Annotated in this window: 16 protein-coding genes and 1 riboswitch; of the genes, 10 read left to right on the top strand and 6 right to left on the bottom strand. The window is 75.9% G+C overall.

All coding sequences use genetic code 11. The annotated features are described in order from the left end of the window. Position 1: 1 nt before the first annotated feature. The 3 genes from ACLQ2V_RS04535 to purE all read left to right on the top strand — a co-directional run bounded on the left by ACLQ2V_RS04535 (position 2) and on the right by purE (position 3,761). Positions 2-2,038, top strand: a complete 2,037-nt coding sequence (locus ACLQ2V_RS04535) for a thioredoxin domain-containing protein (RefSeq protein ID WP_425717088.1) — start codon at positions 2-4, stop codon at positions 2,036-2,038. A 71-nt stretch (positions 2,039-2,109) separates the two neighbouring features. Beyond that, complete coding sequence (locus ACLQ2V_RS04530; RefSeq protein ID WP_425717087.1) at positions 2,110-3,273, top strand: 5-(carboxyamino)imidazole ribonucleotide synthase; 1,164 nt, start codon at positions 2,110-2,112, stop codon at positions 3,271-3,273. After that, on the top strand, positions 3,270-3,761 hold the full coding sequence (gene purE, locus ACLQ2V_RS04525; protein WP_425717086.1) for a 5-(carboxyamino)imidazole ribonucleotide mutase: 492 nt from the start codon (positions 3,270-3,272) through the stop codon (positions 3,759-3,761). Before ACLQ2V_RS04530 ends, purE begins: the two co-directional genes overlap by 4 nt. 82 nt (positions 3,762-3,843) lie before the next feature. Here purE and ACLQ2V_RS04520 read toward each other — a convergent pair whose 3' ends face one another. Then, positions 3,844-8,784, bottom strand: coding sequence for an SCO7613 C-terminal domain-containing membrane protein (locus ACLQ2V_RS04520; RefSeq protein WP_425717085.1), 4,941 nt, complete (start codon positions 8,782-8,784; stop codon positions 3,844-3,846). Between the two features lie 419 nt (positions 8,785-9,203). Between ACLQ2V_RS04520 and ACLQ2V_RS04515 the strand changes: the two genes are divergently transcribed. Further along, a complete protein-coding gene (locus tag ACLQ2V_RS04515; protein ID WP_425717084.1) occupies positions 9,204-9,566 on the top strand; it encodes an STAS domain-containing protein in 363 nt (120 codons plus the stop codon). A gap of 100 nt (positions 9,567-9,666) precedes the next feature. Then, positions 9,667-10,152, top strand: coding sequence for an SRPBCC family protein (locus tag ACLQ2V_RS04510; RefSeq protein ID WP_425717083.1), 486 nt, complete (start codon positions 9,667-9,669; stop codon positions 10,150-10,152). A 133-nt stretch (positions 10,153-10,285) separates the two neighbouring features. On the opposite strand, the gene ACLQ2V_RS04505 is transcribed toward ACLQ2V_RS04510, so the two are convergent. The 5 genes from ACLQ2V_RS04505 to ACLQ2V_RS04485 form a co-directional block, all read right to left on the bottom strand. Further along, on the bottom strand, positions 10,286-11,359 hold the full coding sequence (locus ACLQ2V_RS04505; protein ID WP_425717082.1) for a coiled-coil domain-containing protein: 1,074 nt from the start codon (positions 11,357-11,359) through the stop codon (positions 10,286-10,288). A gap of 4 nt (positions 11,360-11,363) precedes the next feature. Continuing rightward, a riboswitch (cyclic di-AMP (ydaO/yuaA leader) is annotated at positions 11,364-11,493 on the bottom strand. Between the two features lie 154 nt (positions 11,494-11,647). Continuing rightward, positions 11,648-12,565 carry a cation diffusion facilitator family transporter gene (locus tag ACLQ2V_RS04500; protein WP_425717081.1) on the bottom strand — a complete coding sequence of 306 codons (918 nt, stop codon included), beginning with the start codon at positions 12,563-12,565 and terminating at the stop codon, positions 11,648-11,650. 92 nt (positions 12,566-12,657) lie between these two features. Next, positions 12,658-14,775: a HelD family protein gene (locus ACLQ2V_RS04495; RefSeq protein ID WP_425717080.1), complete on the bottom strand. Its 2,118-nt coding sequence runs from the start codon at positions 14,773-14,775 to the stop codon at positions 12,658-12,660. 179 nt (positions 14,776-14,954) lie between these two features. Continuing rightward, positions 14,955-15,881 (bottom strand): alpha/beta fold hydrolase, encoded by a 927-nt coding sequence (locus ACLQ2V_RS04490; RefSeq protein ID WP_425717079.1) that lies wholly within the window; start codon positions 15,879-15,881, stop codon positions 14,955-14,957. Between the two features lie 183 nt (positions 15,882-16,064). Next, entirely contained in the window at positions 16,065-16,394 is a 330-nt protein-coding gene (locus tag ACLQ2V_RS04485; protein ID WP_425717078.1) for a hypothetical protein, read from the bottom strand. A 348-nt stretch (positions 16,395-16,742) separates the two neighbouring features. Here ACLQ2V_RS04485 and ACLQ2V_RS04480 point away from each other — a divergent pair, with 348 nt between their 5' ends. The 5 genes from ACLQ2V_RS04480 (at position 16,743) to ACLQ2V_RS04460 (ending at position 23,734) form a co-directional block, all read left to right on the top strand. Next, positions 16,743-17,234 (top strand): DUF3145 domain-containing protein, encoded by a 492-nt coding sequence (locus ACLQ2V_RS04480; protein ID WP_425717077.1) that lies wholly within the window; start codon positions 16,743-16,745, stop codon positions 17,232-17,234. A 90-nt stretch (positions 17,235-17,324) separates the two neighbouring features. After that, positions 17,325-19,058, top strand: a complete 1,734-nt coding sequence (locus ACLQ2V_RS04475) for a glycoside hydrolase family 3 protein (protein ID WP_425717076.1) — start codon at positions 17,325-17,327, stop codon at positions 19,056-19,058. A gap of 84 nt (positions 19,059-19,142) precedes the next feature. Then, positions 19,143-20,219: a glycosyltransferase family 2 protein gene (locus tag ACLQ2V_RS04470; protein WP_425717075.1), complete on the top strand. Its 1,077-nt coding sequence runs from the start codon at positions 19,143-19,145 to the stop codon at positions 20,217-20,219. Continuing rightward, positions 20,216-22,486 (top strand): hypothetical protein, encoded by a 2,271-nt coding sequence (locus ACLQ2V_RS04465; RefSeq protein WP_425717074.1) that lies wholly within the window; start codon positions 20,216-20,218, stop codon positions 22,484-22,486. The genes ACLQ2V_RS04470 and ACLQ2V_RS04465 overlap by 4 nt, the downstream gene beginning before the upstream one ends. Positions 22,487-22,573: 87 nt before the next feature. Next, positions 22,574-23,734, top strand: coding sequence for an ROK family protein (locus tag ACLQ2V_RS04460; protein ID WP_425717073.1), 1,161 nt, complete (start codon positions 22,574-22,576; stop codon positions 23,732-23,734). Positions 23,735-23,764: the final 30 nt, after the last annotated feature.

The following is a 23,764-nucleotide window of genomic DNA, read 5'->3' as shown; positions in this document are numbered from 1 at the left end:
GGTGAACCGACTCGCGAGCGCCACCAGTCCGTACCTGCTCCAGCACGCCGACAACCCGGTGGACTGGTGGCCGTGGTGCGACGAGGCGTTCGCCGAGGCGAAGCGGCGCGACGTGCCGGTGCTCATCTCGGTCGGCTACGCGGCCTGCCACTGGTGTCACGTGATGGCGCACGAGTCGTTCGAGGACCCGGGCGTCGGGAAACTGATCAACGACGGCTTCGTGGCGATCAAGGTGGACCGCGAGGAGCGGCCGGACGTCGACGCGGTCTACATGACCGCGACCCAGGCGATGACCGGGCAGGGCGGCTGGCCGATGACGGTCTTCGCCGCGCCGGACGGCACCCCGTTCTTCTGCGGCACGTACTTCCCGAAGCCCAACTTCGTGCGGCTGCTGGAGTCGGTCGGCACGGCCTGGCGCGAGCAGCGCGAGGCGGTGCTGCGGCAGGGCGCCGCCGTGGTCGAGGCGATCGGCGGCGCGCAGGCCGTCGGCGGGCCGACCGCCCCGCTCACCGCCGAGGTGCTCGACGCCGCCGCCGGCCAGCTCGCCCGGGAGTACGACCGCAGCAACGGCGGCTTCGGCGGGGCACCGAAGTTCCCCCCGCACCTGAACCTGCTCTTCCTGCTGCGCCACCACCAGCGCACCGGCTCCGCCGAGAGCCTGGAGATCGCCCGGCACACCGCCGAGGCGATGGCCCGCGGCGGCATCCACGACCAGCTCGCCGGCGGCTTCGCCCGCTACTCGGTCGACGAGCACTGGACCGTGCCGCACTTCGAGAAGATGCTCTACGACAACGCCCTGCTGCTGCGGGTCTACACCCACCTGTGGCGGCTCACCGGCGACCCGCTGGCCCGGCGGGTGGCCAGGGACACCGCCCGGTTCCTCGCCGACGAGCTGCACCGGCCCGGCGAGGGCTTCGCCTCCGCGCTGGACGCCGACACCGAGGGCGTCGAGGGGCTCACCTACGCCTGGACCCCGGCCCAGCTCGTCGAGGTCCTCGGCGCCGACGACGGGCGCTTCGCCGCCGACCTCTTCGCGGTCACCGAGGCCGGCACCTTTGAACACGGCACGAGCGTGTTGCGGCTGGCCCGGGACGTCGACGACGCCGACCCGGCGATCCGGGGCCGCTGGCGGGACGTCGTCGGCCGGCTGCTGGCCGCCCGGGACACCCGCCCGCAGCCGGCCCGCGACGACAAGGTGGTGGCGGCCTGGAACGGCCTGGCGATCACCGCGCTCGCCGAGTTCGTCCGCCTCGTGCAGGCGCGCGGGGTCGGCGACGAGGAGGCCGACGCCAACCTGCTGGAGGGCGTCACCATCGTCGCCGACGGCGCCCTGCGCGACGCCGCCGAGCACCTGGCCGGGGTGCACCTGGTCGACGGCCGGCTGCGCCGGGTCTCCCGCGACGGGACCGTCGGCGCGCCGGCGGGCGTGCTGGAGGACTACGGCTGCGTGGCCGAGGCGTTCTGCGCGATGCACCAGCTCACCGGCGAGGGGCGCTGGCTGACGCTGGCCGGCGAGCTGCTGGACACCGCGCTGGCCCGCTTCGCCGCCCCCGGCGGCGGCTTCTACGACACCGCCGACGACGCCGAGCGGCTGGTCACCCGGCCGGCCGACCCGACCGACAACGCCACCCCCTCCGGCCAGTCCGCGCTCGTCGCGGCCCTGGTCGCGTACGCGGCGCTGACCGGCGAGAGCCGCTACCGGGAGGCCGCCGAGGCCGCCCTGGCCACGGTCGCCCCGATCGTCGCCCGGCACGCCCGGTTCACCGGGTACGCGGCGGCCGTCGGCGAGGCGCTGCTCTCCGGCCCGTACGAGATCGCCGTGGTGACCGACGACCCGGCCGGTGACCCGCTCGTGGCGGCGGCGTACCGGCACGCCCCGCCCGGGGCGGTGCTCGTCGCGGGCCGCCCCGACCAGCCCGGCGTGCCGCTGCTGGCCGACCGCCCGCTGGTCGACGGCCGCCCCACCGCGTACGTCTGCCGGGGTTTCGTCTGCCAGCGCCCGGTGACCACGGTGGAGGACCTGCTCGCCCAGCTCTAGGCCGAGCCCTCTCCGGGCCCCGCCCCTCCGCCGGAAGGGGTGGCGGGGCCGCCGCTAGGCTGGCGGGCGAGATGGATACCCGAACCGGTCTGCCTGTTGTCGGCATGGTGGGGGGCGGCCAGCTGGCCCGGATGACCCACCAGGCCGCGATCGCCCTCGGCCAGTCGTTGCGCGTGCTCGCCCAGTCCCCCGACGACGGCGCGGCCCTGGTCGCCGCCGACGTCCGGTACGGCGAACACACCGACCTGGCCGCCCTGCGCGCCTTCGCCGACGGCTGCGACGTGGTCACCTTCGACCACGAACACGTGCCGACGGAGCACATCCGCGCCCTCGCCGCCGAGGGGGTGAAGCTCTTCCCGCCCGCCGACGCGCTGCTGCACGCCCAGGACAAGCGGGTCATGCGGGAGCGGCTGGCGGAGCTGGGCGCACCGAACCCCGCGTGGCGGCCGGTGACCGAGCCCGCCGACCTGGTCGCCTTCGGCGCGGCGCAGGGCTGGCCGGTGGTGCTCAAGGCGGCCCGGGGCGGCTACGACGGCCGGGGCGTCTGGCTGGTCGACGACGCCACACAGGCCGCCGAGCTGGCCGCCACCCTGCTGGCCGGCGGGACCCCGCTGCTGGTGGAGGAGCGGGTGGCGCTGCGCCGGGAGCTGGCCGTGCAGGTGGCGCGCTCGCCGTTCGGGCAGGTCGCCGCGTACCCGGTGGTGGAGACGGTGCAGGTCGACGGGATCTGCGTGGAGGTGCTGGCCCCGGCCCCCGGCCTGGCCGAGGAGCGGGCGCTCGCCGCCCAGCAGCTCGCCATCGACCTGGCCACCGCGCTGGGCGTGGTCGGCCTGCTGGCGGTGGAGCTCTTCGAGACCTCGACCGGGCTGGTGGTCAACGAGCTGGCCATGCGCCCGCACAACTCCGGGCACTGGACGATCGAGGGGGCCCGGACCTCGCAGTTCGAGCAGCACCTGCGGGCCGTGCTCGACTACCCGATGGGCGACACCGGGTTGACCGCCCCGGTGGTGGTGATGGCGAACGTCCTCGGTGGGGAGCCGGGCGGCATGCCGATCGACGAGCGGCTGCACCACCTCTTCGCCGCCGAGCCGGGCGCGAAGGTGCACCTCTACGGCAAGCAGGTCCGTCCCGGCCGCAAGATCGGGCACGTCACGGTGCTCGGCACCGACCTGGACGAGGTACGGGCGCGGGCGGCGCGGGCCGCCCGCTGGCTGCGGGAGGGCGGCGAGGCGTGAGCACCGTTGGACTGATCATGGGCAGCGACTCGGACTGGCCGACCATGAAGGCCGCCGCCGAGGCTCTGGCCGAGTTCGAGGTCGGCTACGAGGTCGGGGTCGTCTCGGCCCACCGCACCCCGGACAAGATGATCGAGTACGGCCGCACCGCCGCCGACCGAGGGCTCAAGGTGATCATCGCCGGGGCCGGCGGGGCCGCCCACCTGCCCGGCATGGTCGCCTCGGTCACCCCGCTGCCGGTGATCGGCGTGCCGGTGCCGCTGAAGCACCTCGACGGGATGGACTCGCTGCTCTCCATCGTGCAGATGCCGGCCGGTGTGCCGGTCGCCACCGTCTCGATCGGCAACGCCCGTAACGCCGGGCTGCTGGCCGTGCGGATCCTGGCCGCCGCCGACGCGGGGTTGCGGGCCCGCATGGTGGCCTACCAGGAGGGCCTGGCGACGATGGTCGCCGAGAAGGAAGCCGCCCTGCACGCCACCCTGCGCTAGGCCCCTCACCCGCCCGTCGCCCCACGCGACCACCGGCGCCACTCTGCGTGCCCACCCACCCACGCCGCAGGGCCCCTCCGATTCATCTCATGCCGCGCAGGGCCGTCTGGAGGCGGTCCTGCGCGCGGCGGCGGCGCTCGTTGCTGGCCCCGAGGATCAGCAGCACCAGGCCGACCGGGATCAGCACCAGCCAGGGGCCGAGGCTGAACAGGGCGTGCACCGCCGCGATGGCGGTCACCGCGCCCCCGACGATCACCGGGGCCTGCTGCTGGCTCATGCTGCCGAAGATCAGCACCACCACCGCGCCGAGCAGGAGCAGCACCTGACGCAGCGTGCTGGAGTCGGTGGCCAGCACGATCGCCAGGGTCGGCACGAAGGCGGCCAGCAGCGCCGGCCCGTACGCCACCCAGCTCGACAGGTCCGCCCGCTGCCGCAGCTCCAGCACCCCCACCAGCAGCGCCAGCGCCGCGAAGGGCAGCGTGTACGCCTCCGGCAGCGCCACGTCGGCGACGCGGATCAGGATCCACCAGGCGACGATCTCGCAGAGCACCACCGCCCAGAACAGGATCCGCCGCTCCACCGGGCGGCGGTGCGGCCGGGTCGCCGCCACCCCGAGCACGGCGCCCCAGGCGGCCAGCAGCGCGGCGATGTGCCGGGGCGAGTCGAAGGCCAACGCCAGGGCGATCAGCGCGGCGGCGTACCCGCTCCACTCCACCGTGGCCGCCTCCGGCTGCGCCTCGGGGCGGCGCAGTCGGGGCAGGGTCGCGGCGAAGACCTGCAGGGCCGCGCCGACCGCCAGCACCCCGAACGCGGACCAGACGGCGGCGAGCCCGGAGACCAGGCCGGCGACCAGGACGAAGAGCTGCGCGGTCAGCGAGGCGAAGAGCCAACCCAGGATCCGGGCCCGCTGGGTGGTGCCGTAGAGGGCGGCGACCGTGCCGACGCCCACCGCCCCGCCCAGGGTGAACAGGGTCAGCTCCCGGGTGGCCAGGCCGCCCAGGATCCCGGCCCCGCCCCCGGCCAGCCCGATGACGAAGACCAGCACCCGCGCGGTGCGCAGCGAGCGTGCCCGCTCGGCCGGCGGCGGGGGCGGGGTCAGGGCCAACCCCAGCATCGAGACGGTGAAGACCGACAGCGCGGCCAGCACGCTCTCCGGCCAGCCGTGGCCGAGCGCGATCGGGGTGATCAGCAGGGTCACCGCCACCCCCGGCAGCACCACCGGCACCGCCCGGAACCGCCGGCCGCCGCTGAGACCGACGGCGGCCAGGGCCGCGGTCACGGTGAGCAGCAGCGCGGTCAGCACGTGCGTCGGATCGACCGCGTCGGAAGGCGGGGTGATCAGCTCCGGTGGCGGCCCCTGCCACACCCGGCCCAGCGAGGCGTACGGCTCGACGAGCGCCACCACCAGCGCGGGGGCGAGCGAGGCCACGGCCAGCGCGGTGGGCAGCGCGGCGGCGGCCAGCGCACCGGCCGCCGGGCTGACCCGCCAGCGGACCGCCGTGCCGTCGTCGCCCGGCACCCGGCGCAGGGCGCCGTTGAGCAGCACCGACCACCGGCGCACCGGCTGCGCCGCGGCGGCCGGGGGCACGGTGGCGGCGCGGATCAGCTCGGCGAGCACCCCGAGCAGCGCGGCGGCGGCCGCGTAGACGCCGGAGGGGCGCCCCGTCACGATGGCGGCGACCGCGCTGACCGTCGCGCCGCCCACCAGGGCCGCGCTGGCGTAGGGCAGGTACTGCGGGACCTGCCGGCGGACCACGGCGATCGCCGCCAGCCCCAGGCTGGACGCGGCCAGCGCGGCGGTCAGCACCACGTCGGGGGAGCGGCCGTACTCGGCGGCCAGGGCGGCGACCGCGCCGGGGAACGCGAACAGCGCCGCCCCGGCCGCGCCGCCGCCGATCTGCGCCAGGTGCGGCGGCATCCCGTCGGCCACGACGTCGTCGACCAGCGGCACGGCGGAGACCCGCGCCAGGGCCGCCACGACGACGCCGATCAGCGTGATGCCGCCCAGCGCCAGCGCGGTGGTCCACGGGCGGACCAGGCCGGCCCCGGCCGCATGCAGGCCGACCGCCCCGGCCACGACGGCCCAGGTCAGCCCGGCGCGCGGCTCGAGCGAGGCCGCCGCGGCGGCACCGAAGGCCGTGGCGACGGCCAGGCCGACCAGCACCGGCGACCACCAGGGCAGGTCGAAGGCGGCCGGCACGCCGATGGTGGCGAGGAAGGCGGCGACGCCCGGGACGTAGTACTTCAAGGGGGGCCGCAGCAGCACCCCGGCCGCGACGCCGAGCAACGCCAGCGCGACCGGCCCCTGCCAGGTGGAGCCGCCGACCGGCGCGGCCGGCCAGCCGGTCAGGTCACCCGCCCAGATCGGGCCCGGGGTGGCCAGCACGCCCCAGCCGCCGCGCAGGGCGCTCCAGCCGGCCAGCAGCCCGATCAGGGTGCCACCCACGGCGAGCCCGAGGGTGGGCCCGCGTCGCCACTCCTGCGGCATGGCCCGCGCCGCGACGGCGATCACCGTCACCAGCGCGGCGGCGACCACGAGCTGCCCGCCGGGGGTGAGCACCGACGCGATCCGCACCAGGGTGGCGATCAGGGCCGTGGTGACGGCGGCGGCGGCCAGGTCGGCACCGTCGAACGAGAGGTCGGAGCGGCGACTGGCGTCGATCGACGGCGCCAGGAAGACCAGCGTCCCGGCCACCAGGATCAGCCCGCCCACCCAGGCGTCGGCGGCGGTGGCCCCCGGCGAGAAGAACGCGACGGCGGTCACCACCAGGGCGCCGAGGCCGGTGCCCACCGCCAGCGGCACGGGGATGTGCCGCTCGGAGACCTGCACCATGGCGGCGTACCCGAGGGTGGCGCAGACCGCCAGGAACGTCGCCGCCAGCACCGGCACGGTGGCCTCGCGCAGGCTCGTCGGGGTCGGCGTCGGGTCGGTCGGCACGCTCGCGGCGACGAAGGAGGCGACGGCCCCCGGCAGGGCGAACGCCGCGCCCCCGGCGGCCCAGCCGGCGACGATCTCCGCAGGCGCGACGGCGATGCGGACCCGGGGGGCCACCGCGACCAGCGCGCCGGCCAGGAAGAGGGCGAGCAGCACGGCGGCGGTCAGCGCCGGACGGGCCAGCCCCGCGCCCGCGCCGAGCAGACCCACCACCGTGGCGGTGACGGCGTGCACGGTGGCGGCCCGGTTCGTGGTGGCGCTGAGCCCGGCCACGCCGATGCCGATGGCGGTGAGCACCATCGGCCACGGTGCCGCCGCCCAGCCCAGCCCGAACGACGCCGGCACGGCGAGCGCGGTCAGCCCCGCGCCGACCACCGCGAACTCGCGGCGGATCTCCCGGGGCAGGGCCAGCGCGGCGGTGACGGTGAGCAGGAAGGCGCTGACGGCGAGCTGCCAGGCCGCCGGCCCGACGGAGGCGGCCAGCTCGGCCGGGTAGCGGGCCAGGTCCGCCGCCCAGGCGGGGGTGGCCGCGCGGGCGGGGGCCAGCCCGGCGCGCAGCGCGCCACCGGCCACGACCAGGCCGCAGACCGTCAGCGCCGCCGCCGAGGCGGCCTGCGGCCCCCGCCGGGCCCTTACCGGCAGGGCCCGGACGGCCAGCCCGGTGAGCATGATGATCACGGCGACCAGCAGCAGGGACCGGCCCGGGTAGGCCACCGAGGCGACCCGGCCCCACGCGCCGATCACCGCGAGGGTGAGGATGGCGGCGGCCACGTCCGGCAGTGGCTGCCGGCGCACGACCAGCGCCCCGGCCAGACCCGTCAGGGCGGCCAGCAGCAGCACCCCGCCGGCCGTGGCCGCCGTCGGCACCGTGGCGGCGCTCAGCAGCGCGGTCGCCGCGTACGCCAGCGCCAGCGCCACCGCCGCGCCGTGCAGCAGCCAGGTCAGCCTGCCCAGCCCCGGAACCGGGCGGGTCGCCGGCGCGGTGGCGGCGGGCAGGCCGGCGGTGGGGTCGAGGACCTCGCCGGACTCCTCCGGAGCGCCCTCCGGCCGGCCGTCCTCGGTGGAGCGGCGCGGCGGCGGGGCGGCCGGGGGCGCGGGTGGCACGGTCGGCGCAGCCGGCAGGTCGCCGCGTACCGGCGGTTCGACGGTCACCGGGGAGCGGGCCAGCGCCAGGTCCACGGCGGCGAGCGCGGTCAGCACCAGCGCCCAGCCGGCCGGGCCGGTCACCTGGTCGTACGCCAGCAGCGGCAGCACCGGCTGCGCGGCCAGCACGGCGGCGAAGCGGGGCGCGCGCAGCCCCGTCCAGAGCGCGTAGCCGAAGCTGACGACGGCGGTGCCTGCGAAGATCACCGCGGCGAAGACCGCCCCCGAGCCGCTACCGCCGACCCGGTCCACCGCCCAGAGCGCGTACCCGGCCAGCGGCACCAGCAGCAGGCCGACGGCGGAGACCGTCTCGGCGGTCGAGGTGAGCCCGCGCCGGGCCAGCACCGGCGGGGCGAGCAGCAGCAGCACCGTCGCGACGACCAGGATGCCCAGCCGGGACAGGGCGTCCATCGAGCTGGTGGCCACCGCAGCGAAGACCACCGCGGCGACGGCCAGCAGCAACGCCCCCAGCCCGAGGGGGATGTTCTGCACCTCCCGGGAGGACGCCTCCGGCGGGTGCTCCGGGTTGTCGGCGTCCAGCCAGCGGGCCGCCGCGGGCGGGGGCGGGGGCGGGTCCGCCGGGCCGGGCGGCGTGGCGCCCTGCCGGGGCACCCGGGGCGGCGCCCCGCCGGTGGTGGCGGTCGTGGCGGTGGGCGGGCGGCGGCCGGCCCGGCGGCGCAGCACCCGGCGGGGCCGGGTGGCCTGCTTGGTGCGCTCCTCACCGGCGTGCGCGAGGATGTCCCGCTGGAAGAGCGCGGCCTGCATCTTCGCGGCGATCTGGCGCTGCTCGGCGGCGATGGCGGCCTCGCGGGCCTTCATCTCGGCGATCGAGCGCTCGATGTCCGCCAGGTGCCCGGCCCACTGGGGCTGGTGCGCGCCGCAGTGCGGGCACTGTGCGGCGGGCTTGATCTCCCGGCTGCACGAGGAGCACTGAAAGGTCTGCACGACACCCCTCCACCCGCCGACCCGCACTGTGGATTCCCACTGTCGAAGCATGCCCTGAGCCGGCGCGGATTTCGACACTTGTCGGCGGGTCCGCGCCGACAAAAACCGCACGGCCGGGCCGGGACCGGCGGCGACGCGCGCACCGTCGCCCGAAAAAAAGGGCGCCGGGGGGGCCCCCGCCGGGGGGTTGGGTGTACGCGAATGTCTGGGGTCGCCGCTACCCTGGGTCGGCGACGTCGACCATGGGTCGCTCGTTTGACGGTGAGATTGTGAAAAGTCCGGATAAGGGCTGGCTTGCTGGCCCTGATCCACGAATTTCTCATCCTGAGGGGTGGCGACCGAGGCCGTGGGAGGAATACTCTCGGTCGCGGCCCGCGTACTGATGAGGCGCCCGTGAACGGGCGAGTGGAGGTGCTCGCGTGAGCCTGTCGATCGTCAAGTCGGTCCTGTCTGGTGGTGTCATCGAAATCGCCCCGCGCGGTGAGATCGACGTCGACACCGCGTACGAGGTGCGCGAGGCCATCGCCGAGGTGCTCGCCAAGGGGCTTCCCGCCCGCATCGAGCTCAATATGCGCCTCGTCACCTTCATCGACTCCGTGGGCATCAGCGCGATGGTCGCCGGCTTCCAGACCGCCGAGGTCAGCGGCGTGAAGCTGATCGTCACCCAGCCGAGCCGGTTCGTGCACCGGCAACTCTGGGTGACCGGTCTGCTGGGGCTCTTCGGCGCTCCGGAGCCCTACTACGCCGGGGCCGGCACGCCCGAGGTCCTCCCCGGGGCCTGAGTTCGCCGCCGCCGTCCGGCCCCGACCGGGCGCCGGCAGTCCACGGACCCGCGCCGGGTCGGTCCTTTCCTTCCGAGGGTGGGTGGGGCACGATCGGGGCGTGCTCCGGCGAGACAGCTTTCAGTACTCGGTCCAGGCCCGCTGCCCCCGGGCCGAGGCGGTGGCGTTGCTCGGCGACCTCACCCGGCAGGGCGAGCTGCACCCGTTGATCACGCGGGTGCGTCGGCTGCCGCCCCGGCCGGGTGCCCGGTCCAGCTACGCCATCACCGATCGGCACGTCGCCGGGCCGCTGCGCTTCTCGGCGACGTACCAGGCGGACGTGCTGACGCTCGGCGACGACGAGATCGTCACGGTGGCCCGGCAGTGGCCGGCCACGACGGTCCGTAACCACACCCGGCTGCGCGACGAACCGGACGGGGTGGTCCGGATCGACGTGGAGATCACCCTGGCCGCACCGGCGCCGCTGTTCCGCTACGCCTTCAAGCAGGCCCGCTCGGCGCACCTCGGGCTGGCCCAGCGGCTCGGCGAGGTGCTCGACCGCAGCGCGGACGGCCCGACCGCCCAGCCCGACCGGCCCGGGGCCTGAGCCGGCCCGGGGTCTGAGCCGGCCCGGGGTCTGAGCCGGCCCGGGGCCTGAGCCGCAGCGACCTGCCGACCCAGCCCGTCGGCGACCCGCCCCGGTGACCCGCCGCGCACGGGCGGATCACCGGGGGTGCGGGTCAGATCACCGACAGGTGCACGTGGTTGGTGTGGTCGCTGGACGGGTCACCGTTGCCCCCGCTGTACGACTTCCAGCCGCTGCTGGGCAGCCAGATCTGCCGGAACCAGATCACGTAGAGCACGGCCAGCCGGTCGGCGTTGCGGATGAAGTACGCCGACAGGTTGTTGCCGTACGTGCGGTCCCCGCCGGAGGCCACCCCGCCGAAGCCGTCCTTCTGGGCCGCGAAGTCGCACGCCCGCCCCTTGGGGTGCTCGCCGGAGCCGCTGGGCCGGTGGCAGGAGACGTACCGGGTGAAGCCGGCGGCCTGGGCCTGCTTGAGCGCGTGCAGCGTGCGGGGGGTGATGCAGCCGCTGGCCGGGGTGGGGTCGTTGACGCTGCACGACTCCGAGGGCCAGGAGCCGTCGGAGTTGCGCTTGGCCGGGGTGGCGTTGGTGTTGGAGGTGCCCCGGTTCGACCCGCCGCTCTGGGTCGTGGCGGCCTTGCGGTTGGCCACGGTGAGCGCCTTCTCGGCCTGTTCCTTGCGCTTGCCCATCATCGTGACCTGCTTGCGCTGCTCGCGGATCTCGCCGTCGAGGGCCAGCCTGGTCGCGGCGGCCTGGTCGCGGGTCTGCATCAGGTCGCGCAGCGCCCGGTCCTCGTTGGTGGCGACCGCGTCGAGCGCGGCGACCCGGTCGAGGAAGCCCTTGGGGGTGGAGCTGTTGAGCAGCGCCGCCATTGGGCCGAGGCGGCCCGACCGGTACGCCACGGCGGCGATCTCGTCGACCTTGGCGCTGCGCACGGTCAGCTCCGCCTCGGTCGTCTTGAGCTGGCCGTCGAGCTGCTGCTGGCGCTTGACCGAGCGGGCCAGGGCGGTTTTGGCCTCCAGCCAGCCCTTGCTGGCCGCCTCGAGCTGGGCGCGCAGGGCGGGTGTGCCGCCCTCGACGTCCTGCTCGGGTGCGGCGGCGTGCCGGGTGGCGGGCGGTGCCGCGCCGGCCGGGGCGACCGGCCCGAGCCCGAGGCCGACGGCGAGCGTCGCCACCAGCAACGCCGCCATCCGGGCGGTGGTGGTTCGTGCGGGTGTCACTACTGGCATGTGTACGTCCTTCCGTCAGCCGCCGACCGGGTTAGCTGACGGGTTCGGGACGGAAGATCCCTACCGCTCACGCGGATGCACCCCACGGACCTGGTTCCCCGGCTCGCCCTGCGGCGATTAGGCGGCGGCCACCGCAGGCGCCGATGGGCGCCGCCCGGCGGAGGCCGGATCAGAGCCTACCGGTGCCCATGGGGCTCGCGCTGCACCCGTTACGGATGGTGTCGGGATCAAAACCCATAAAACCGGCATAAAGGTACGATACTCCACGCGATCCGCCGCCGGCGGGTATCACCATCCGGACGGTCCGCAGGGTCCCGCCGAGGCCCCGGGCTCCACCTGGAGCGTGGCGTGCTCGATGTGGAAGTCCTCGCGCAGGGCGGTGCGGGCCTCGGTGAGCACCGCGCCCACCTCCGCGTCCGACGCCGTCATCAGGTGGGCGGAGGCCACCTCCATGCCGGAGGTCAGCGTCCAGACGTGCAGGTCGTGCACCTCGACCACGCCCGGCACCGCCACCAGCCGGTCGTGCACGGCGGTCACCTGGAGGTGCTCCGGGGCGGCCTGGACCAGGATGCGCACCGCGGCCCGCCCGAGCCGCCAGGTGCGGGGCAGGATGAACACGCCGATCGCGACGGCCACCAGCGGGTCCGCCCACCACCAGTCGGTGACCCAGATCAGGGCAGCCGCGGCGATCACGCCGACCGAGCCGAGCAGGTCGCCGAGCACCTCCAGGTACGCCCCGCGCAGGTTCAGGCTCTCCTTCGCCCCGTCGCGCAGCAGGGCGAACGCGGCGACGTTGGCGAGCAGGCCCAGCACGGCGACCGCGAGCATCGGGCCGGTGGAGACCTCGGGCGGGTCGCCGAAGCGGCGGAGCGCCTCGACGAGGACGTAGCCGGCCACGCCGCTGAGCAGGACGGCGTTGCCGAGCGCGGCGAGGACCTCCAGCCGGTAGAGCCCGAAGGTGCGCTGCGGGTCGGCGCCCGCGCGTCGGGTGGCGGTGATCGCGGCGAGCGCCATGCCGATGCCGAGCACGTCGGTGAACATGTGCCCGGCGTCGGAGAGCAGGGCCAGCGAGCCGGTGCCGAACGCGGCCACCGCCTCGACCAGCATCAGCGCGGCGAGCAGCGCGAAGGCGGCCCAGAGCCGCCCTCGGTGGCGGTCCGAGGCGGTGGCCGCCGAGCCGTGGTGGTGGTCATGACCTGCGCCCACGCCGACACCCTCCGTCCCCGAGCCGGACCGGGCCCAATGTATGCTCACATCGCAATGTGTGCAAGCAATATCGGCCCCTCGGCGACGCCGGGTCAGTCCGTCGGGTCGATCGTGGTGAGGCGCTGGGTGGCCCGCGACAGCGCCACGTAGAGCGTCCGCACCCCGGAGCCCGGATCGGCCCGGATCTCGCCCGGGGCGACCAGCACGACCCCGTCGTACTCCATGCCCTTGGCCTGGAGGCTGGTGACCACCTGCAGGCGCGGCGCGACCAGCCCCGCGAGCCAGCCGGCGACCTCGTCGCGGCGCGGCACCGGCGTGACCACCCCGACCGTGCCCTCCACCTCGCCGAGCAGCGCGGTGACCGCCGCGACGGTGGCCCGTTCCAGCTCGGCCGGTGCCACGGTCAGCGCGACCGGCTCCACCCCGGTGGAGCGCACCGCGCGGGGCAGCGCCAGGTCCGGGTAGAGCCGGCGGATCTCCGCCGCCGCCACCGCGAAGATCTCCGCCGAGTTGCGGTAGTTGGTGGTCAGCTCGAACTGCTGCCGGCGACGCCGGCCCAGCGCCTGGTCGCGGGCCCGGGTCAGCTCGCTCTCCGCGCCGGTCCACGCCGTCTGCGCCGGGTCGCCCACCACCGTCCAGGACGCCAACCGGCCGCGCCGGCCGATCATCCGCCACTGCATCGGCGAGACGTCCTGCGCCTCGTCGACCACCACGTGGGCGTACTCGCGGTAGTCCTCCGGGCGCTGCCGGGCCGCGTCGCGGGCCACCCGCTGCCGGTCGGCCTGCGTGCTCAGCTCGCGCACGCCCCCGGCGAGCTGGAACGGGTCCCGGTTGGTCCGCTTCGGCCGCATCGGCTGCCCCAGCAGCGCGTCCAGCTCGTCGATGAGGGCGATGTCGGCGATCGTCAGCCCCTCGTCGTCCAGCGTCCGGTACGCCTCGACCAGCAGGTCGATCTCCGCCCGGGACAGGATCCCCCCGGCGTAGCGGCGCAGCCGGTCCGGACGGGCCAGCCAGCCCAGCACGTGCCGGGGGTGCAGCCGGGGCCACCACGCCTTCAGGAACTCGCGGAACTCGGTGCGCTCGGCGATCTCGCTCTCGAACGCGCGTTGGTCGGGCAGGCCGCGCACGCCCACCCGCCGGGCCTGCCCCCAGAGCGCGGCGAAGACCCCGTCGAAACCGGCCCGGCGGGCCTCGTTGCGGCGGGCCCCCCGGCTCAGCGCCCGCTCCCGGATGGCGTCCAGCTCCCGCAGGTCCAGCCGCAGCAACCCGCCCCGGTAGAGCAGGCGCAGTTCCTCCGGGCCGCCCGGCGCCGCGTCGCGGACCGCCCGCTCCAGCACCTGCCGCATCCGCAGCGACCCCTTCACCGCCGCCACCCGGGGCGGATCGGTGCGGGTGGCGCTCATCCCTGGGAAGAGCGAACCCAGCGAGTGCAGGGTCGCGGTCTCCTCACCCAGCGACGGCAGCACCGAGGCGATGTACTGCACGAAGACCGCCGACGGGCCGACCACCAGGATGCCGCCGCCGGCGTACCGGCTGCGGTCGGAGTAGAGCAGGTACGCCGCCCGGTGCAGGGCGACCGCCGTCTTGCCGGTGCCCGGCCCGCCGGAGACGATCGTCACCCCGGAGGCGGGGGAGCGGATCGCCTCGTCCTGCTCGCGCTGGATGGTGGCGATGATGTCCCGCATGCCCCGCCCGGTGGCCCGGGACAGGGTGGCCAGCAGCGCCCCGTCGCCCACCACCGCCATGTCCGCCGGGGCCGCCGCCGGGTCCAGCAGGTCGTCCTCGATGCGGGTGACCCGCTCGGACGAGGAGGAGATGGTGCGCCGGCGTACCACGCCCAGCGGTTGGGCCGGGGTGGCCTGGTAGAAGGCGGCGGCGGCCGGGGCCCGCCAGTCCACCACCAGCGTCTCCGCGTTCTCCCCGCGCACGCCGAGCCGCCCGACGTGCAGCACCTGCCGGTCGCGCAGGTCCAGCCGGCCGAAGACCAGCCCCTCGTGCTCGGCGTCGAGCACGTGCCGACGCCGGGCGGCGTGGAACACCATCGCGTCCCGCTCCACCAGCGCACCGAAGGTGCCCACCCGGGCCATCCGGTAGCCGTCCTGCTCCGCCTGGGCGGCCGAGCGGCGCAGCTCGGCGAGGCGCGCGTACACCCGGTCCAGATGCCGCTGCTCGACGCTGATCTCCTGCTCCAGGATGGTCCGGTCGGTCACGCAGATGCTCCTCGCAGACGGCGGCGAACGGCCGCGCCGGAGCGCGGGCCGCGCGCCAGGCTAACCGCAGAGGGTACGGCCACCGGCCGGCCGGGACGCGGGGCCATGCCGTCGGGGCGATCCCGCCCACGTCCACGGCCCCCGGTGAACCGCGCTCGGCCGACCCGAGCGGATGCCCGTCAGGCCGGGGCGACGGTTGCCGGGCGGGCGGCGCCGAGCACCCGGCGCAGCACGCCGGCCAGGGCCCCGTTGACCTCGCCGGGCCGTTCCATCATCAGCATGTGCCCGGCACCGGGGCAGACCGTCAGCTCGGTCGCCGGCAGGGCCGCCGCGATCGACTCCGCGCACGGCGGCGGGGTCAGCCGGTCCCGGTCGCCGACCAGCGCCGCCGCCGGCAGGTGGGCCAGCGCGGCGAGGGTCTCCAGCCGGTGCTGGGTGCCGATCGAGGCCCGGAAACCGCCGATCGAGCGCAGCGACGCGCGGGCCACCGCCGAGGTGACCAGGCGGATGTCGGTGGCGTCGCAGCGGTCGCCGAAGAGCAGCCAGCGGATGCTCGGCCGCAGGGCCCGCAGCAGGGCCCGGGGCGGACGCCACGCGCCGCACCGGGCCAGCACCCCCGCGCCGGTGGTCTCGGCCAACCGGATCAACCGGGCGATTCGCGGTGGGAGGCCGTAGAGGGTGTGGGCGTGCCCCTCGGCCGTGGTCGAGACGAAGACCAGCCCGGCCACCCGGGCGGCGAAGCGATCGGGATGGTGGTGCGCGTACTCCATGATCGTCATGCCGCCCATCGAGTGCCCGACCAGGACCACCGGCCCGGTCGGGGCGACCGCGTCGAGCACGGCGGCCAGGTCGTCGCCGAGCTGGGCCAGGGTGGCGGTGCGCAGCGCCATGCAGCTCGACCGGCCGTGCCCCCGGGCGTCGTACGCGACCACCCGCACCCGGTCGCCGAAGAGCTCCCGCAGCGCGGCCCGCTGGCGGTGCCAACTGCGCCCGTCCAGCGTCCAGCCGTGCAGCAGGACCGCGGTGACCTCGGCCTCCGGCGGCCCCGACGCCTCGACGTGCAGCCGCACGTCGTCGGGGAGCCGCACCTCGGTCCGTTCCGGCATCGCCGCCTCCCCTCCGGGTAGCCGCAAGAACTTCGTCACCGGATGACCCGGTGACGACACGGGCTACCCGTCAGAACAGCACATCAACCGCCTTGCGGGGAAGATTCGCCGCCGGGCGGAGACGACGAACCGCCCGCCGGGATGGTCCCGGCGGGCGGTCGTGGTGTCGCGACAGGGGCGGGCTCAGCCGCCGAAGACGCCGGCCTCGGCGAGGCGCTTCTCGGTGGCGTCCCAGCCCTGGCCCGGGTGGGCCTCGGCCAGGGTGTTGAGCTCGGCCCGGATCTTGGCGGCGTGGCCGGCGGCGGCCAGCACCCGGATCTCCTCGACGAAGGCGTCGGAGTCGGTGCGCAGGTGCGCGGTCTTGCCGTTGGTCAGGTTCCGCACGTAGGCGTGCTTGCCGCCGTTGAGGGGGATGAGGTACTTGAACTCGCCCAGCACGCTGAGGGCGCCACCCTGGCCAGCCTGGCCGGCCCGGACTGACGCGCGCGCGGTCTTTGAGGTGTTGCTCGCCACGGAGGTACTCCTTGAGACGTACGGGAGGACGGTAACGTCCGGGGGCTGTGACGGGGGATGCCCGATGAGGAGCGTCGGCCCCGCCGAAGTTGTGCGCGGCAACAAGCCGCCGGGTGAACTTTACACGACCCCGATGCCTGGCTGGTCACCGTGCCTGTCACGAGGAGACAACCACGCAGGTCGGCCGGGCATTCCGCCCGGGGCCCGCCGACGGCTCCCAGGCTGCGCCGCGACGAATTCGCCGATTCCCTGGCGCACCATCCGTCACACCAGTCATCATGTGTTCCAACAACCACTCGGTGGTCGAGGTCGTAGGGGAAGACGCACCTCGCTCTCCGGGAGGTCACCGTGCCAACGCGTGGCGTCGTATACGTCCACTCGACCCCGCTCGCCGTGTGCTCGCACGTCGAGTGGGCGATCGCGCGCGTCCTCGTCGCGCCGGTCAACCTGCAGTGGACGGGCCAGCCCGTCGAGCCCGGCGCGCGCCGCGCCGAGTGCGGGTGGACCGGTCGCCCGGGGACGGGCGCCGAGCTGGCTGCTGCCCTCCGGCAGTGGCCCATGATCCGTTTCGAGGTGACCGAGGAACCGAGCGCGGGCGTCGACGGCGAACGCTTCATGTACGTGCCGGGCCGAGGCCTGTTCCGGGCCACGGTCGGCGCGGCCGGGGACATCCAGCTCGGCGAGGACCGGCTGCGCGCCATCATGGCCGCCGCGCGGGCCCCGGAGGCGCTGGCGCACGCCCTGGACAAGGCCCTGGGCACCGCGTGGGACGCCGAGCTGGAGCCCTACCGGTACGCCGGCGACGGCGCCCCCGTGACCCTGCTCACCCGGGTCGGCTGAACCGGGCCCCGCAGGCGTCCCACCCAGGGCCGACCACGATCGGGCCCGGTTCCGGGCCTGACTTGCCCCGATAAGGGGGGAACTGGTGGGATGGATGCCGTGTCGATTACCCCGCGACGTGCCGGCGTCGCGCTCGCCGCCCTGACCGCCGTGCTCGTCAGCGGATGCACGTCGGAGCCGGAGCAGCCCCGCCCCATCCCGTCGGCCAGCGCCTCCGCCGCCGCCCCGAGCGCGTCGGCCGCCCCCACCGCAGCCGGCCCGGCCGAGCGCGCCGCCGCGCTGGTCGGGACCCTCGCCGACGCCGACCTGGTCGGCCAGGTGCTGATGCCGTACGCCTACGGCAGCTCGGCGACGAAGGTCTCGGGCGGCTCCGCCGCCGGCAACCGCGCCCTCGCCGGGGTGGAGACCCCGGCCGAGATGATCAGCAAGTACCGGCTCGGCGGGCTGATCCTGGTCGGCTTCAGCGCCGACGACCCGACCGCCGGCAACCAGGCCACCACCAACGTCGACGACCCCGAGCAGGTCCGCGAGCTGACCACCGGCCTGAACGAGGCCGCCGGGAAGCTCCCCACCGGCGCGGCGCCCTTCCTGATCGGCACCGACCAGGAGCACGGCGTGGTCAACCGGATCACCAAGGGGGTGACCCTGCTGCCCAGCCCGATGGCCGCCGGCGCGGCCGGCGACCCGGCGCTGACCGAGGCGGCCTGGCGGGCCGCCGGGGCCGAGCTGGCCGCGATGGGCATCAACATGGACTTCGCCCCGGTCGCCGACGTGCTGGTCACCCGCAGCGCGGTGATCGGCTCCCGCTCCTTCGGGGCCGACCCCAAGCGGGCCGCCGCCCAGGTCGCCGGCGCGGTCAAGGGGTTGCAGAGCGCCGGGGTGGCGGCCAGCGTCAAGCACTTCCCCGGGCACGGCCTGAGCCCCACCGACTCGCACCAGGACGTGCCGGTGATCCCGCAGAGCCGCAAGGTGCTCGACCGCACCGCGTTCCCGCCCTTCACCGCCGGCATCGACGCCGGGGCGCTGGCCGTGATGTCCGCCCACCTCGACGTCACCGCCATCGACAAGGGCACCCCGGCCACCTTCTCCCGCAAGATCCTCACCGACGTGCTGCGCGGTCAGCTCGGCTTCAAGGGCGTGGTGATCACCGACGGCATGAACATGGCCCCCGCCAAGCGCTGGGGGCCGGGGGAGGCGGCGGTGCGGGCCCTCAAGGCCGGCAACGACCTGATCCTGATGCCGCCGCACGTCGGCCAGGCGTACGACGGTCTGCTGGCCGCGCTGCGCGACGGCTCGCTGCCCCGGGCCCGGCTGGTCGAGGCGGCCACCCGGGTGCTGACCATGAAGTTCACCCTGGCCGAGCGGCCCGCCCCGGCGATGTCCACGCTGAACAGCCCGGAACACCGGCAGGCCGCCGAGGCCCTCGCCGCCGGCGCGGTGACCGTGCTGCGCGGCTCCTGCACCGGCGGCGTACGCGGGCCGGTGACCGTCACCTCCTCCGGCGGCCGGGAGGCCACCCGGGGCCTGCTGGCCGACGCGCTCACCGCCGCCGGGGTGAAGGTGGTCGCCAGCGGCGGCACGAAGGTGCACCTCGTCGGGTACGGCGACGGCGCGTCCGACCTGCGCGGCGACGCCGCGGTGACCGTGGCCATGGACACCCCGTACGTGCTGGGCGGGGCGAAGTCGCCGACGTTGCTGGCCACGTACTCCTCCAGCCGGGCGTCGATGACGGCGCTGGCGAACGTGCTCGCCGGCAAGGCCCGCCCCGCCGGCCGCGCGCCGGTACGGGTCTCCGGCCTCCCCGCGACCACCTGCGACACCTGACGGTGTGCCTCCCCGCGACCACCTGCGACGCCTGACAGGTGGGTGGCTCCGGAGGGCCGTTCGGGTCTCGGCCCGGCTGGTAGCGTGCGGCTGTCGCAGCCCGAGCAGGAGACGGAGGCCAGCCCCGTGACCCGACCGGAGCCGGCGCTGTCCGTCGTGGTGCCCATGTTCAACGAGGCCGGTGTGCTGCCGCTGCTGGCCCGGCGACTGCGGGCGGTCCTCGACGCCCTCGACGAGCCGTACGAGGTGCTGGTGGTCGACGACGGCAGCACCGACGGCACCGCCGCCGGCCTGGCCGGGCTGCGCGCCCGCTGGCCGCAGCTGCGCGTGCTGCGGTTGCGCCGCAACAGCGGCCACCAGGCGGCCCTGGTCGCCGGGCTGCTGCGGGCCCGGGGGGCGCATGTGGTCAGCATCGACGCCGACCTGCAGGACCCGCCGGAGGTCATCGTCGAGATGCTGCGTCGGGCCCGCGCCGACGACCTCGACGTCGTCTACGGGGTCCGCGCCGACCGTAGCCGCGACACCCGGTTCAAGCGGTGGACCGCGGCCGGCTACTACCGGCTCATGCGGCGGCTGGTCGGCACCCAGGTGCCCGCCCACGCGGGCGATTTCCGGCTGCTCAGCCGGGCCGCCGTGGAGGCGCTGCGGGAGCTGCCCGAGCGCAGCCCGGTGCTGCGGCTGGTGGTGCCCTGGCTGGGCTTCCCCAGCGGCGAGGTCGCCTTCCAGCGTGCCGAACGCGCGGCCGGCCGGACGAAGTACCCGCTGTCGCGGATGGTCGGGTTGGCCGCCGAGAGCGTCACCAGCTTCTCCGCCGCGCCGCTGCGGATGGCCACCTGGCTCGGGCTGGCCGGGGTGGTGGTCTGCGCGGTGCTGGTGGTGGTGGCGGTGCTCGCCTGGCTGGCCGGGGCCACCGTCACCGGCTGGCCCTCGCTCTACGTGGCGGTGCTCTTCCTCGGCGCGGTGCAACTGCTCTGCCTCGGCCTGCTCGGCGAGTACGTGGCCCGGATCTACACCGCCGTGCAGGCCCGCCCGGCGTACTTCGTGGCCGCCGACACCGACACCGACGCCGGCGCCGGCGCTGACACCGCAGGCGCCACTGACACCGCCGCCGCGCCCGCCGGGACCGCCGGGCGGGCCGAGCTGGCCGACAGCCTCCGGTGACCGCGCTCGCCACCGCCGAGCGGTCCCACACCGCCGGGTCCGCCCGGTCGGCCGCCGCCCGGTACGCCCCCGCCGTCGCCGGCTACGCCGTGATCGCGGCCGCCCTGCTCGGCACCGGCACCGCCCCGACCGACCTGCTCCGGTGGACCGGCTACCTGTTGCTGGCCGTGCTGCTCCCCGGCACGCTGGTCTTCCGGGCGCTGCGCCGCCGGCCGCACACCCTGGTCGAGGAGTTGGCGTTCGGCGCGGCCGTCGGCCTGGTGCTGGAGCTGGCCGGCTGGGCGATGTTCACCGCCGCCGGGGCGGCGGAGCTGCTCTGGCTCTGGCCGCTGGCGGTGCTCGTGCCGTTCGCGGCCGTGCCCCGGCTGCGCCGGCACTGGCGGGTCACCGGCTACGCCCCGGTGCCGATCGGGTGGGCCTGGGCGCTGGCCGGGGTGGTCGCCGGCTTCACCCTCTACCTGTACGCCTCGTTCCTGCGGGTCAACCCGGTGCTGCCCGCCGACGAGGGGCAGGCGCAGTACATCGACCTGGCGTTCCAGCTCTCGCTCGCCGGGGCGGCCACCCATCAGGCGCCGCTGCAGGTGCCGCAGGTCGCCGGGGAGCCGCTGCACTACCACTGGTTCGGCTTCGCGCACCTCGCGGCGGGGAGCCTGATCAGCGGCGTGGAGCTGCCGACGGTCTTCTTCCGGCTCGGCGTGCCGACGCTCTGCGCGCTGGCCGCCGTGCTGGTCGCGGTGGTCGGCTGGCGGATCAGCGGCCGCCCGTACGCCGGGGTGGCCGCCGCCGCGCTGATGTTCACCGTCGGCGAGTTCGGCTACGAGAACGGGTTGCGGCAGCTCTTCGGCACCCAGGCCACCTTCATCGTCTGGGGCAGCCCGTCGATGACGTACAGCTGGGTGTTGCTGTTGCCGCTGCTGGCGGCGCTGGGTGAGCTGGTCGGCCGGGCCCGGGGGTCGACGGTGCCGGCGTTGGGGCGCGGCGCGTGGGTGCTGGCGGCCCTGTTCCTGGCCGCCTCCACCGGGGCGAAGGCCAGCTCGGTGCCGGTGGTGCTGGCCGCGCTGGCGTTCACCGCGGCTCTCTGGCTGGCGGTCCGCCGCCGGCTGCCCCGGGCGGTGCTGGCGGCGGCCGGGCTGGCGCTGGCCGCGCAGCTCTTCGCCACGGCGGTGCTCTTCGCGTTCGAGAGCCACGGCGTGACCGTCGAGCCGTTCTCCGGGCTGCGCCCGTACGTCCAACCGGGGGCGGCGGGGACGACCGCGCTGCTCTGGGCGCTGACGTTCGTGGCGTTCCTGCTCAACCTCCAGCTCCGGCTGGCCGGGGCGGTGGTGCTGCTGCGGCTGCGCCGCTGGCGGCCGGAGCCGGTCCAGGTGTTCCTGCTCGGCGGGGCGCTCGCCGGCCCGGCGATCTACCTGCTGGTCGGGCACCCGGGCAGCAGCAACCAGTACTTCACCCGCGCCGGCTTCGCGTTCGGGGTGCTCCTGTCGGGCTGGGGCTGGGTGGAGCTGCTGGACCGCGCCGCCCTCGGCGCGCGGGGCCGGGCGCTGCTCGGCGCGGGGGCGGCCGGGTTCGCCGTGCTGCTCACCGCCGTCCAGTTGCGCTTCCCGGCGACCTCGCCGCCCACCCCGTCGTACGAGTCGGTGCTGCCGCTGCTGACCTGGGCGGCGGTGCTGCTGGCGGTGGCGCTGGCGGTGCAGCTCTGCTGGCCGGCGCTCATCCGGCGGTGGCCGGGGCTGGCCGGCCGGGGCCCGGCGGTGCTGCTCACCGCCGCCCTGGTCGCGGGCGCGCCGGGGCTGGTGTCCGACGCCGCCGCCGCGCACCGGTTCCCCAACGGCGGGGCGTACCCGGCGGAGCGGATGCCGGCGTCGCGGGTGGCGGCCGCCCGCTGGGTGTACGCGCACAGCGACCCCGACGACGTGCTCGCCACCAACGCGCACTGCCGGGCCGTGGTCGACGGCTGGTGCGACGCCCGGTCGTTCTGGCTCAGCGGGTACGCCCAGCGGTCGGTGCTGGTGGAGGGGTGGGCGTTCGCGCCCCGGATGGTCGGCCGCCCCGAGGGCCCGTACGCGCCGTTCTGGGACGCCGAGCGGCTGCGGGCCAACGACGAGGCGTTCACCGCCCCCACCGCCGCCGGCCTGGCCCGGCTGCGGGACGCCTACGGCGTGCGCTGGCTGGTCGTCGACCGTGCGGTGGCCCCGGAGTCGCCGGCCCTGGCCACGCTGGCGGAGCTGCGCCACACCAATGCCCGACTGGCCGTCTACCGCCTGCGCTGACGGGCGGTTCTGCCGGCAGGGGGCTCCGGGGGAGGCGCGGTGTCGCACCGGAGCCCCATAGTTGGTGCACCGCCGCAGGAAGGAAGTGTGACTGACGTGGTGACGCCACCCACGAGCCCGGTGAGCCGGGAACGGTCCAAGGGAATCAAACGGTCCTCGGTGATCTCCACCGCCCGCCAGGTGCGGATGCTCTCCCGCGTCCAGTTGACGGAGCTCACCGGCCTGAGCCCCGCCACGCTCACCCCGCTGGTGCGCGAGCTGATCGCCGAGGGGTACCTGATCGAACGGGGGCCCGGGGCGTCCCGCACCGGCCGCCCCCGGGCGATGCTGGAGTTCAACCCGCGCGCCGAGCTGGTCGCCGCCGTGTCGCTGGAGCCGTCCCGGATCAACTGCGAGATCGCCGACAGCGACGGCACGGTGGTCGCCCACCGGGCCGTCCCGTTCACCGGCGACATCACCGAGACCATCTGCCGCTGCGTGCCGGAGCTGGCCGGCGAGGGCCTGTCGGCGCTGCGCGGGGTCGCCATCGCCGCCCCCGGCGTCTCCTCCGGCGGGGCGGTGCGGCTGGCACCCTCGGTCGGCCTGGTCGAGGGCCGGCCGATCGGGCAGGCCGTCCAGCGGCACCTCGGCGTGCCGGTGGTGGTGGACAACGACGTCAACCTGATGGCGGCCGGCGAGCACGCGGCCGGGGCCGGCGCCGACGTGGCCGACCTGCTGCTGTTGCACGTCGCCGACGGCATCGGCGCCGGCCTGGTCCTCGACGGCCGGGTCCGCCGGGGCGCGGGCGGGGCGGCCGGGGAGGTCGGCTTCCTGCCGCTGGACCCGGCCGACCGGGGCCACGACGGGATCGGCCCGTTCGAGGCCCGCTGGTCCGAGCGCGCCGTCGCCGAGCGGGTGGCTGCCCTGGCCCCCGGGCGGCGGCCGGACGCCCCGGTGGCCGCGCTGGTCGAGCTGGCCCGCGACGACGCGCGGGCCGCCGGGTACCTCGACGAGGTGCTGACCGCCTGGTCACGGCTGATCGTCTCCTGCGTCTGCGTCGTCGACCCCGGCCGGGTGCTGCTCAGCGGGGCCGCCGCGCAGCTCGACGACGCGGCCGTCGACCGGTTGCAGGGCCTGGTCGCCGCCGCCGCGCCGAGCAGCACCGACGTACGCCGGGCGGTGCTCGGCGACCGCGCCGTGCTGCACGGGGCGGTCAGCTACGCGCTCGCCGCCGCGGCCGGCCGGCCCGCCCTGCCGCCGGGCTCCTGACCCGTCGGGCGCCGGCCCACCAGGGCCGGT

The organism is Micromonospora sp. DT233 (assembly GCF_049841815.1).
Classification (GTDB): Bacteria; Actinomycetota; Actinomycetes; order Mycobacteriales; family Micromonosporaceae; genus Micromonospora.
Note: the sequence above shows the minus strand (reverse complement) of the source record. Positions and strands in the feature narration are given on the sequence as shown.

What these genes read in the sequence shown, in the direction of transcription:
- ACLQ2V_RS04530 (WP_425717087.1), top strand. Translation starts at nt 2,110, where the DNA reads ATGGATACCCGAACCGGTCTGCCTGTTGTCGGCATGGTGGGGGGCGGC.
- ACLQ2V_RS04505 (WP_425717082.1), bottom strand. Translation starts at nt 11,359, where the DNA reads ATGCCAGTAGTGACACCCGCACGAACCACCACCGCCCGGATGGCGGCG.
- ACLQ2V_RS04490 (WP_425717079.1), bottom strand. Translation starts at nt 15,881, where the DNA reads ATGCCGGAACGGACCGAGGTGCGGCTCCCCGACGACGTGCGGCTGCAC.
- ACLQ2V_RS04475 (WP_425717076.1), top strand. Translation starts at nt 17,325, where the DNA reads ATGGATGCCGTGTCGATTACCCCGCGACGTGCCGGCGTCGCGCTCGCC.